We start from the raw sequence: 12,496 nt of genomic DNA, 5'->3' as shown, positions 1-12,496 counted from the left end.
CTAGCGATAGAATTGTCGGATTAAAACTCCATTACGTACAAATTCTAGTCGCCAAATTTGCGGCTGACCCGCATTTAAAACTTTTTTCAAATCATTAACTGTATTAATAAGCTGGCCATTTACCGCCCTTATAACATCACCTTTAGCAAAAATATTTGCTGCGCGCGAATTATCATCAACATTACTTATCACCACACCCTTAGCATTTTGTGGTTGATTAAAGCGCCGAGCATTAATTGGCGTCAAATTGGAAACTTCAGTGCCTGTAAAGGGTGAATTGCCAGTAAGTACTTCGGCAGCACCTGAAGCATCATTTGGCATAGCCGTAAGCACGACTGTTATTTTGGCCACCTTGCCATTGCGCATAATATCAAAATCAATGCTTTTACCAATTCCAGTGGTTAACAGACGATAACCGAGCGCATCGGGATTTTCAATTTTTTGCCCTTGAGCGGTTAAAATAATGTCGCCAACAGATAAACCAGCCTTAGCTGCAGGACTATTGGCTTGCACATCAGTTACTAATGCGCCATAAGGCTGCTCCATACCCAGACTTTCAGCCAATGCTGTGTCTAATCCTTGAAACGATGCGCCAAGATAAGGCTGCTCAAAATTACTGCCACCACGCTTTACTGTTTCAACGACCGATCGCACAAGATTGGAAGGGATAGCAAAACCAATACCAATAGAACCGCCAGTGCGTGAATAAATTGCAGTATTAATCCCAATAAGATTTCCATCCATACCGATAAGTGCGCCACCAGAATTACCTGGATTAATTGCAGCATCGGTCTGAATGAAAAAGTCAAAATCAGAAATTCCAACCTTAGTTCGTGCCTGTGCCGACACAATACCACTTGTTACAGTCTGCCCAACGCCAAAAGGATTACCAATCGCTAAAACTAAATCGCCAACTTCAACCTTGTCAGAATCTGCAAGCGCTAAAACCGGAAATTGCAAACCATGCGGATCTATTTTTAAGATGGCAATATCTGTTGCCTCATCTTTCAATAACACCTTGCTTTCAAACTCGCGCCCATCTGACAATGCAACCTTTACTTTATCAGCACCACGGATCACGTGATAATTTGTAACAATCAAACCACTTTGATCAACAATAACACCAGATCCTAGTGAAGATTGAACACGGGGAGGCTGGTTTTGAAAGCGGCCGCCAAAAAACTGCTCAAAAAATGGATCTCCATCAAAAGGCGTTGCTTGGCGCCGAACTTGCCTTGCCGCATAAACATTAACCACTGCCGGCATAGCTTTTTTAACCAAAGGTGCAAAGGAAAGCTGCATTTCCATTGGACTTTGCGGAACTTGTCTTTGGGCATCTTGCGCGTTGGCGCTAAAGCTGCCAGAAAAAACCGCTAAAAGTACAATAGAAGAGGCTAAATATTTTTTTATCATATCCTGGCTCCTGATCTTACCAGCTTGTTTATATCTTTAGAATTCGTAAAATTATAAATCATTTATGGCTAAAAAAATGCAAAATTTATTATTCACTTTGATTTGATATATTTTAACACTTAATTTTTATTCATTAAAATAATTTAATATTTTGGTTTAAGTGACATTTATATAATACTACTAATAAATTTGTCATTTTTTAAATTGCCGCTTTTTAATAACTAACCTTCATCACCAAATAATTGATTTAATCTTCGCTTTATTGTCCTTTGTCTTGCTATATTATCAATTTTATGCCCGACTAAATCAGTCACATAAAATGTATCCATAATTTTTTCGCCAAAAGTAGTAATATGGGCAGATGCAATATCTAGTGACAAATTAGAAATTGTTCCGGTTAGCTCTGATAATAAACCCGGTCTATCTAAGCCTTTTACCTCGATAACACTGAACTTATCAGACAGCGTATTATTAATCTCAATGCGCGGGGCAACAGAAAAAGCTTTTGCCATTTTTTTGGGTTTAGCGCGCGCTGCTATAAACTCAGTTAGTCGCGCCTCTCCTCTTAACAGTGATGAAATGGCATCCGCGATCTTTTGCGCACGACGCTCTTCATCACTAGCCAGTTCAAATTCACGGCTGAGCAAAATCGTATCAAGAGCACGCCCGTCAGAAGTTGTAAAAATCTGGGCATCGACAATATTGGCTCCGGCTGCTGCACAAGCACCGGTAATAACTGATAAAAGCCTTGGATGATCTGGCGCAAGAATGGTAAGTTCAGTTACCGCTTCAAAATAATGCAATTTTGCCATAAAAGCGAAGGTCTTTTCATTTTCATCAGCATGGGTAATAAAATTAGCGTGGCGTATTTTATCATCCAATGATACGGTGAGCCAATAATTGGGATATAAAAGCTCAATATAGGCATTAAGTTTTTCTTCTTGCCAATTCTGCAGGGCTACAGCTAATTCAGCCTTAGCCTCCAAAATTCGCTCAAAGCGTGTTTCTTTTGAAAAACCACCGGTTAAAACAATTTCTGTTTCATAATAAAGTGTTCGTAACAACTGCCCTTTCCAGCCATTCCAAACGCCTGGCCCTACCCCTTTAATATCGCAAATTGTCAAGATTAGCAGTAGTTTAAGACGATCCATTGTTTGAACAACATCGGCAAAATCATTGATGGTTTTGCGATCATTTAAATCACGTGATTGCGCTACAATACTCATGGTCAAATGCTCGCGAATAAGCCATGCAACCGTTTCACAATCTGTAGATGACAGACCAAATCTTTTGCATAGTTTTCGGGCAATTTTTTCGCCAGCAATAGAATGATCTTCTGGTCGCCCTTTTGCAATATCATGCAGGAATACAGCGATATATAAAAGCCGCCGTTCATTTTTTAATTGGGGGATTAGACCAGTTGCTAAAGGGTGTTCTACAAGGTTATTCCCTTTATCAATTTCACTTAAATAATAAACACATAGCAGCAAATGTTCATCCACAGTATAATGATGATACATACTAAATTGCATCATAGCAACAATTTTACCAAAATCGGGTATAAATTTACCTAAAACACCCGATTCATTCATCCGGCGCAGCATAAGGGAAGGATTGCGTGGCGAGGTTAAAACATCTAAAAATAGACCATTGGCAATTTTATTTTCACGCACTTCGTTGGTAATTAACTTCAAAGATCGCGTCATTTGTTGCATAGCATGGGGATGCAATTCAAAACCATGTTGATCCGCGATTTGGAAAATACGGATCAAATTAACTGGGTCTGTTGAAAAAACATCTGCATTGGCAATATTAATACGCTGATTATCAATGATAAAATCATCACTACCTTTAATTTTTTTCTTTCGCTTGGAAAAAGTTAAAAATATTTGGTTTATGCCTGGCACTGCTTTAGCATGATCTTCCTCAAGCGCTGCTGAAATAATGCGAGTTAGATCGCCAACTTGTTTAGCCACCAGAAAATAATGCTTCATAAAGCGTTCGACGTCTTCTTGGCCTGGATGGGCAGTATAGCCAAGTCGATGTGCGATATCACGCTGAATATCGAAAGACAGACGTTCATTGGCTTTGCCGGCTAAAAAATGCATATGGCAACGCACAGCCCATAAAAAATCATCGGCCTTTTTAAAGATATTAGATTCTTGACGCGATAAAATTCCGATTTTAACCAATTGCTCTGGGGTTTTGACACCATAAAAATATCGCGTTATCCAATAGAGTGTTTGCAAATCGCGCTGGCCACCCTTACTTTCCTTAACATTGGGTTCAACCAAATAGCGTGTTTGTCCTGCTTTTTTATGTCGCTCATCGCGCTCAATCAATTTAGCGCGGATAAATTGTGGAGCCGTGTCTTTCACTATTTCTGCGTTAAACCGATCAAATAATTGTTGAAAGAGTGGTTGATTGCCGTTTAAAAAACGCATTTCCAAAAGTGCAGTGCGAACGGTCATATCTTCACGCGCCATACGTATCGTTTCATCAATATTGCGCGTTGCATGTCCAACTTTCAAGCCAATATCCCAAAGCATATAAAGGATAAATTCCATGACTTGTTCGCCCCATGGTGTTTGCTTATAGGGAAGCAAAAACAAAAGATCGATATCGGAACTAGGGGCAAGCGTACCGCGACCATAACCACCAACTGCGATTAAAGCTATACGCTCACCATTTGACGGATTTTGCAATTTGAATATTTTTTTTATCACCACATCATAAAGTGCATCAATAATAATATCAATTAACAAGCTAAGACGCTTGGCACATAAACGGCCGTGACCATCAAGCAAAAGTTGAATTTCACAGCCCTTTTGTCCAGCAACAAGAGCTTGTTTTAATTCGCGTCTTATAGCTTCGCGTTTTTGTACATCGGTGCAATTCGATTTTTCATCGCCAATGACTTCATAAAGCCGCTTTTTTAACTCTGATGAATTAACAACATCTTCAACTTTCGCCAGCTTTGTCATTTCAACCTGCCCCCATTTTAAATAATGATACCAGTTCAATCATTATATTGTCATTATTCATCGGCCACAATAAAGTTGGTTATCACACTTAGCTTATTATCAAGATCGAAAGCCATTTTATTTAATTGTTCGATATAGCTTTGTAATTTAACAGGGTGCAAATCACTTTAATTTATAGCCTAAAAAAATATAGTCCAAAAAACTTGAATGGAGCAGCTTCCTTAATTTTTTTTATTGACCATGCCTGAAGAAATATGCGTATGGTTGAACCCCAAATCAAGTTTCATGACCTTACCAGTAACCTTAGTAAAATCTACCTTTGTCAAATCTGCTCAGAATATATTGGGAGTAGTGGTTACTTAAAAAATAGAGCTTACGTTTATGGTGCGGCACTGGGCGCCAGCGCGTTGACGATATATTAGGCTCATTTGGTGTTGTAATTCCGTAAGGGACAAATATATTGCGAATAACACTGAAAACACTTGCAATGGCTTCAATTAGACTTTCATTTTTTGGTATTGCATTCACATAGAATATGGAACAAGCAGAAATAACTTTATCATCTGCACCATGATATACAAAACGAGTACATGCATTGGCAACTGGGCTTACCCACATAGATATCACAGCAAGGAAAGCCACAAAGCCAGTTGTAAAGGGACAGTTTTTGCACATCTTCATCGACTTCCCATCCATTAAATACCCAATGAAGCAGTAGACATTGTCTTATAGCTTCATTGGGTATTTAATAAAAAATGGAGTTATTTATAAGCCGGTTGCATTGATTGCATTTTGTAAGTCTTTTTGCAAATCTTCAAAATTTTCAATACCTATTTGCAAGCGCAAAACAGGCCCTGCATAATCTTTTTTGGCGACTACACGGTCTTTTAAGTTAACATGAACTGCAAGGCTTTCATAACCGCCCCATGAATAGCCAAGCCCAAAAAGCTGTAAGCTATCAAGGAAACGACTTGCTTCTTCAATACCCCCATTTTTCAAAACAATGGAAAAAATAGTGGCTGAACCTTTAAAATCACGACGCCAAATTGCGTGTCCCTTATTGCTTGGCAATTCCGGATGCAAGACTTCAGCAACTTGCGGTAAAGTTTCTAGCCATGAAGCAAGAGCAATTGTTGTTTTACTTTGATGAGCAAGGCGTATATTCATGGTGCGCATACTACGCAAAACGAGATAAGCATCGTCACCCGATACACTCATGCCAGTAATTTTGTGGGCATCCTTGATAAGATCAGCATATTTTTGATTGGCGGACACCATCCCCATCAGCACATCAGCATGACCTGCAGGATATTTGGTCGCCGCATTAATCGAAATATCAACCCCATAATCTAACGCTTTAAATAAAAGCGGCGTTGCCCACGTGTTATCCATCATAACGATAGCGCCAATTTTGTGGGCAGCTGCGGCAATTGCAGGAATATCCTGCATTTCAAAGGTATTGGATGCAGGCGACTCGGTAAAGACAATTCGTGTATTGTCTTTAAAGAGCTTTTCTATACCGGCATCAATTAAAGGATCATAATATTCAACCTCAACTCCCATGCGCGTTAAAATCGTATCAGCGAAACGACGCGTTGGAAAATAGACGGAGTCCGTAATAAGTAGGTGATCACCGCTGCTTAGCGCACCAAGCAGCGGCATAGTAATGGCTGCAAGACCGGATGGCGTTAACACGGTAACCGCTGAGCCTTCAAGAAGATCAACTGCATGGCAAAGCGCATCGGTGGTTGTTGTACCATGGGTACCATAAGTATAGGCTTGGTTCTCCAAAGCCATTGTATTGGCATCAGGAAAAAGAACGGTTGAGGCACGGACCACTGGTGGATTAACAAAACCGTGATAATCATGGGGATTATATCCACCATGAGCGAGTTTTGTATTAACACCCCAATTATCCATATCTTTAGTTTTTGCCATTGCCTTATTATCCTCTTTTTAGGCTCTACGACCTATGGAACCAAATTTGATGTTTAGGTTAGATTATTTTTATGCTAACTTGCAAGAAAACAATGGAAAAAAATTGCTTGAACTTGCAATCAAACTACGTTCCAAATGGATATTGTAACTGCAAACTAAATCTAAGAGGGTGATTATGGCAATAAATACCAAATTTCTGACAGCTTTATTGGCGATAACAACGATAAGCGGCTTTCAAAGTCAATTGGCAAATGCACAAACTGAAGCAGCTCAAGCACCAGTTAAAGGCACTGTGGTTACTAGCGAAATGAAGGTAACATTGGGCGACCCTAAGCTTGAAAATGCTGGTGCGACCTTGCGTGCAGTAAAAACCCGTGGTCATTTGGTATGCGGTGTCAATACCGGATTAACTGGCTTTGCGATCAGAGATGGAAAAGGCAATTGGACAGGTTTTGATGCTGATTATTGCCGCGCAGTTGCTTCGGCTATCTTTGGAGATAAATCCAAAGTAGAATTTGTGCCTCTTTCCGCAAAAGAGCGTTTTCTTGCGCTTCAATCGGGGCAGATTGATGTGCTAATCCGCAATACAACTTGGACAATGAGCCGCGATACGTCACTTGGTATCGAGTTTACTGGAATTAATTATTATGACGGCCAAGGCTTTATGATTAATTCTGACCGGTTAAAAGACGTAACTTCTGCTTTGCAACTTTCTGGTGCGTCCATATGTGTTCAATCTGGTACATCAACTGAATTGACCTTAGCAGATTATTTCCGCAACCATAAAATGCAATATGAACCAGTGGTTTTTGAAAAATTCACTGAAGTCAATGCGGCTTACGATGCTGGCCGTTGCGACGCTTATACGACAGATCAATCATCGCTTTATGCAACTCGCTTGCAATTAGCAAATCCTGATAAAAATGTTGTTTTACCGCAAATCATTTCAAAAGAACCTTTTGGTCCTGCTGTACGCCAAGGCGATGCACAATGGGCAAATATTGTTCGTTGGACTCATTATGCAATGGTTAACGCTGAAGAATTTGGTATCACCAGTTCTAATGTTGATGATATGGCAAAATCTGATAATCCCGACATTAAGCGCATGCTTGGTGCAGAACAAGGTAACGATATTGGTAAGGACTTAGGACTTGATCAGGATTGGGTTATCAAAATCATTAAAAATGTTGGTAATTATGGTGAAGTTTTTGAGCGCAATATAGGCCAAAATACACCGCTTAAAATTTCACGTGGTATCAATGCCTTATGGACCAAGGGTGGTTTACAATATGGCGTGCCTATTCGTTAAAACCTTGTAAATAAATCGGGTATTGCGCACCCGTTTTGTTTTAAAATTTATTTTACTTACCAATATAAATTTATGAGGCATTGTACTCTTGGTACCTATTCAACCACGGCCCTCCCCGATAAAAAAAGGTGCGTTTCGCACCTTTTTGCGTTCCATATTGAGTGTTAGTTTTCTTATTCAATTGCTAGTAATTGTTTTTATTGGATTAACTGCACAGTGGATTATCACCAATACGATTACCAATATGCAAGCCAATAATATGACTGCGGGCTTTGGCTTTCTATTACAGCGCGCTGGCGTTTCTATTCCCAATAGTCTTATCCCCTATAGCGAAGATTCCAACTATCTCACAGCGCTAGCTGCTGGCTTTGTCAATACAATAGTGATGGCCGTTCTATGCATCATAGCATCGAGCCTATTGGGGCTTTTAATTGGCAATGGTCGGCTATCTAATAATTGGTTAGTTTCAAAAATTTGCCTGTTTTACATTGAAACTTTTCGTAATATTCCTCCACTTCTGGTGATATTTTTTTGGTATTTTGCAATAATTCAAGCTTTGCTCCCTTCGGTGCGTGACAGTATTGCACTACCGTTTAATGTTTTTATCAATCAACGTGGTATCTTTTTACCACAGCCAATATTTGGCCAAAGTGGTTGGTTGATTATGCTGAGTTTTGCACTAGCCATTATTATTAATCTTCTTTTATGTATATATTTGCACCATTGGGGCAAAAAACGCTTTGAGCAAAGCGGTAAGGCCAAGCTTTTATGGCCATTTTATATTTTAATCATTATTGCCACTTTTTTAATTCTTATGCCAATTTTACAATTTTCAGGCTTTAATATACCGCAAGCAGGGCGATTTAACATTAGTGGCGGCACAAGTATAACACCAGAATTTACCGCATTATTTTTAGCCCTTTCCATTTACACATCGGCTTTAATTGCAGAACTTGTGCGCAGTGGCCTCCAAGGTGTCGATTATGGCTACAAGGAAGCTGGAGCTTCACTTGGTTTAAAGCCTCGCCTTATTACAAGGCTTATTGTTTTGCCACTTGCCTTGCGCATCATTGTTCCACCACTCTCCAGCCAATATATGAGCTTGATGAAAAACACTTCACTTGCAACAGCTATTGGTTATACCGAGATTATGCGCATTGGTAACACCATCTACAATCAAACAGGGCAGCCCATTCAAGTAACCGTTATTTGGATAATCGTTTACTTAAGCCTTAGCTTGCTTATTTCACTGATCATGAATTGGTTTAATTATAAAACCAGTTTGAAAGGACGCTAAAAATGGAAAAAATTAGCGCCTTTTCTCGTAAGCAGTTGCTACCAGCCCTACCGCCGCCCAAACGCCAAAGCGGTATTTTGCATTGGTTAAAAAGCCGACTATTTGCAAATCCACTTGATGGCATAATAACCATATTTTTGTTAATTGCCTTGATCTACACCGCCATTCCAACTTTGCGTTGGTTGTTTATTGACGCTAGCTGGATAGGCAATGATCGTGCAGCTTGCGCATCTATCATACAAGGCGGCGTTCAACCCAATGGTTGGTCAGGCGCATGTTGGGCATTTGTCCGCGCTAATATGAGTTCATTTTTATATGGTATTTACCCACAAAGCGAATTATGGCGGGTTCATTGCGCATTGCTATTGGTGATTATAGTCAATATTCCACTATTAATACCAAGAGCAAGGTTCAAAGTCATCAACGCCATATTATCGTTTATTTTTGTACCAATCTTTTGCTATATCATGCTTTATGGTGGTGCGTTTGGATTAACGAGCGTGCCAACTGCGCGTTGGGGTGGTTTACTTGCAACTTTAATCATTGCCTATTCCAGCATAATCGTTTCGTTACCGCTTGGCACTTTACTGGCACTTGGGCGGCAATCGAAAAAGCCAATCATTCACTTTTTATGTGTAATTTTTATCGAAACCTTGCGTGGTGTACCCTTGGTGGCAGTGCTTTTTGTTGCCAATGTCATGTTGCCATTATTTTTTCCGCAAGATTTAAATTTTGATAATTTTTTACGAGCACTCATTGCGGTAGCGCTTTTTACCTCAGTCTATATTGCAGAAGTTATTCGTGGCGGTTTGCAAGCAGTGCCTAAGGCACAATATGAAGCTGCATGGTCGCTTGGGCTGCATTATTGGCAAATGATTAGCTTTATCATTGTGCCACAAGCTTTTCGCCTTGTTATTCCCGGTGTCATCAATATTTTGATTGGAATGTTTAAAGATACTAGCTTGATCTATACGATTAATATGCAAGACTTATTGGGTGCCGCCCAAAATGCTACCTTACAACCCAATTGGATAAGTCCGGTAACACCTGCAACCGCCTATATTTTTGCCGGCTTTATATTTTGGCTATTTTGCTTTGCCATGTCACGCTATGCCCATTTTATTGAGCGCCATCTCAATGCCTAAAGGAAATTACAAAACTAATGAAATGAATAACATCATGATTGACCAAACAAATGACAGTCCACTTGCCGTTGAAATGAAAACGGTCAATAAATGGTTTGGTGACAACCATGTTTTGCGTGATATTAATCTATCTGTCACGGTGGGTGAAAAAATTGTGGTTATCGGTCCCTCAGGATCAGGTAAATCAACTATGATCCGTTGCATAAATGCATTGGAAGCCTATCAAAGTGGACAAATCACGGTTGAGGGTATCCAGCTTGATTCCAATAGCCGCCATATTGATAAGGTTCGCAGTGAAGTTGGTATGGTTTTTCAGCAATTCAATCTTTTCCCCCATTTAACCATTTTAGAAAATTGTACTTTAGCCCCAATTTGGGTTCGCCATATGAACCGCAGCACTGCGAATGATTTAGCATTTGATTATTTGGATAAGGTCCGCATCAGGGATCAAGCCAATAAATATCCCGGACAATTATCGGGTGGACAACAGCAGCGTGCCGCAATTGCTCGTTCTTTGTGTATGAGCCCTAAAATCATGCTTTTTGATGAACCAACCTCGGCGCTTGATCCTGAAATGATAAAAGAAGTTTTAGATACAATCGAGGAACTTGCCAAAACTGGTATGACAATGATTTGTGTTACCCATGAGATGGCTTTTGCTCGCGAAATAGCAGATCGTATTATCTTCATGGATGAGGGACAAATTATGGAAATAAATACTCCAACAAATCTTTTTACCAATCCGCAAAATGCACGCACAAAAACATTTTTAGAGCAAATACTATAAATGAATATGCTGAAATGATGTAAAAATTTATAGTTCATTTAATTGTAAGTAACTAAAAGCAAAACTTAAAGATTATAAATTATGCCCCTAACCGTTGAACGCCTTTGTAGCATGACTAAACCTGCTCTCATTCCCATTGCAGGTCTTGAGGGGCTTAAAAACCGTATTAACTGGGTAATTGCTTCCGATAATCCTGAGCCACGTCGCTGGTTAAGAGGTGGTGAGTTTAATCTCATATCAGGTTGGAACCTTAATGATGATGCGGCAATGATCCGCTACATGGATCAACTCTATTCAAGTGGAGTTGCTGGCATTGGCTTTGGTATAGGGCTTAAATTTAGTAAAATTCCAGCCATCATGATTGAAAGAGCAAATGCTCTTAAACTACCCTTATGCGAAGTGCCTTATGAATTAAGTTTTGCCCATATAACACAGATTGCAGCAGAACAGCTTGTCGATAAGCCAAGCCAACTTGGCAATACATCCTATTACAGCCAAATTCTTGACGATGCCATTGATGAAAAATTACATCTTTCCGATATTACTATGCGGCTAGCCAATAGCTTATTGGCAGACTGCCAAATCATTGAGCAGGATAAAAATATCTTAGCCGAGGCGGTACGCAGTAAGGGCGCCAAAGCAAAGGAAGCAATAAACCAACATAATGATTTTACCAGCTTTTCTTGCACCAATACAATTGAATTGCGCATTAAACGCAAATCGCAAGATTTTTCATTAACCGATAAGGCATTTATCCATGAAATGATTTTGGCAGCAAGAATTATTATCAATCGCACCAATGCGGTAAACCGGGCTGAAAGCCGTTTAAAAATTGATATATTTTCCATGCTGATGCAATCATTTTTACCTTTACAAGAAATAAGGCATAAGCTTTTTTCACTTGGCTTTGACCCTGATAGCAATTTCGGATTTGCTTTTGTAAAACCGCTTAATGGTCATTTGAAAAAGACAGCAGATTTAATTGCCACGAACTTACCAAAAGACTCGATAATTCAGATTTACAACAATGAAATTATTGTTTTTTTTGCAATTTCATCCCGATTATCCCCTAAACAACTTTTAGCGCCATTGCTGATTATTTGTCCCAATTGTAGCATAGGGGTTAGTAAACCAGTTAAAGCAGATCAGTTACATACGGGCTTACGGCAAGCACAAATGCTGGCGCAAAACTCAACAGCAGGCCTTTATGATAGCGATGATATGGCAATTGAAACCATGCTTGGTTTATTGGATCCCATCTCAGCCAAAGCTTTCAAAAACGCCATACTTCACAAAGACCTATCTGCTGAATTACTTACGACCATCGAGATGTTGCTAGATAGTGGTTTTAACCTCCATGAAACGGCACAAAAGCTTAATGTCCACCGCCACACTATTCGCAACCGCATGGAACGCTTTAATGACCTTACCGGTCTTGATATCCAAAATGCTGATAACCGCAATAAAATATGGCTCGCTTTAAAAATTGCCAAAATATTTTCCGTGTAATTTCAATAATAAAAGAGCCAACCAATATCCCAAACGTATAAATAATAAAATATAATTATACAGATTGTCTATATTTTTTGACAAAAAATAGGTTAATCTATCCTCAACAAGTGT

At 39.5% G+C, this 12,496-nt stretch carries 8 protein-coding genes and 1 pseudogene; 5 read left to right on the top strand and 4 right to left on the bottom strand.

Going from position 1 to position 12,496, the window contains the following annotated elements:
• From N6B01_RS05630 to metC, 4 genes and pseudogenes are all read right to left on the bottom strand, one after another.
• On the bottom strand, nucleotides 1-1,413 hold the full coding sequence (locus tag N6B01_RS05630) for a DegQ family serine endoprotease (RefSeq protein ID WP_262080304.1): 1,413 nt from the start codon (nucleotides 1,411-1,413) through the stop codon (nucleotides 1-3).
• 221 nt (nucleotides 1,414-1,634) lie between these two features.
• Nucleotides 1,635-4,397: a [protein-PII] uridylyltransferase gene (locus N6B01_RS05625; protein WP_262080303.1), complete on the bottom strand. Its 2,763-nt coding sequence runs from the start codon at nucleotides 4,395-4,397 to the stop codon at nucleotides 1,635-1,637.
• A 172-nt stretch (nucleotides 4,398-4,569) separates the two neighbouring features.
• Nucleotides 4,570-4,931 (bottom strand): annotated as a pseudogene (locus N6B01_RS05620) (choloylglycine hydrolase); the annotation flags it as partial.
• 231 nt (nucleotides 4,932-5,162) lie between these two features.
• The gene (gene metC, locus N6B01_RS05615; RefSeq protein WP_262080302.1) at nucleotides 5,163-6,335 is read right to left on the bottom strand and encodes a cystathionine beta-lyase; all 1,173 of its coding nucleotides are present in this window, start codon (nucleotides 6,333-6,335) and stop codon (nucleotides 5,163-5,165) included.
• Nucleotides 6,336-6,642: 307 nt separating this feature from the next.
• On the opposite strand from metC, the gene N6B01_RS05610 reads away from it, so the two are divergent.
• From N6B01_RS05610 to N6B01_RS05590, 5 genes are all read left to right on the top strand, one after another.
• Entirely contained in the window at nucleotides 6,643-7,644 is a 1,002-nt protein-coding gene (locus N6B01_RS05610) for an amino acid ABC transporter substrate-binding protein (RefSeq protein WP_182419668.1), read from the top strand.
• A gap of 88 nt (nucleotides 7,645-7,732) precedes the next feature.
• Nucleotides 7,733-8,941, top strand: coding sequence for an amino acid ABC transporter permease (locus tag N6B01_RS05605; RefSeq protein ID WP_262080301.1), 1,209 nt, complete (start codon nucleotides 7,733-7,735; stop codon nucleotides 8,939-8,941).
• Nucleotides 8,942-8,943: 2 nt separating this feature from the next.
• Nucleotides 8,944-10,086 carry an amino acid ABC transporter permease gene (locus N6B01_RS05600; protein WP_262080300.1) on the top strand — a complete coding sequence of 381 codons (1,143 nt, stop codon included), beginning with the start codon at nucleotides 8,944-8,946 and terminating at the stop codon, nucleotides 10,084-10,086.
• A gap of 34 nt (nucleotides 10,087-10,120) precedes the next feature.
• Nucleotides 10,121-10,873, top strand: a complete 753-nt coding sequence (locus tag N6B01_RS05595; RefSeq protein WP_262080299.1) for an amino acid ABC transporter ATP-binding protein — start codon at nucleotides 10,121-10,123, stop codon at nucleotides 10,871-10,873.
• A gap of 81 nt (nucleotides 10,874-10,954) precedes the next feature.
• Entirely contained in the window at nucleotides 10,955-12,382 is a 1,428-nt protein-coding gene (locus N6B01_RS05590) for a PucR family transcriptional regulator (RefSeq protein ID WP_262080297.1), read from the top strand.
• Nucleotides 12,383-12,496 lie beyond the last annotated feature (114 nt).

Origin of the sequence: Bartonella sp. HY406, from assembly GCF_025449315.1 — a bacterium.
Lineage (GTDB): Bacteria > Pseudomonadota > Alphaproteobacteria > Rhizobiales > Rhizobiaceae > HY038.
Note: the sequence above shows the minus strand (reverse complement) of the source record. Positions and strands in the feature narration are given on the sequence as shown.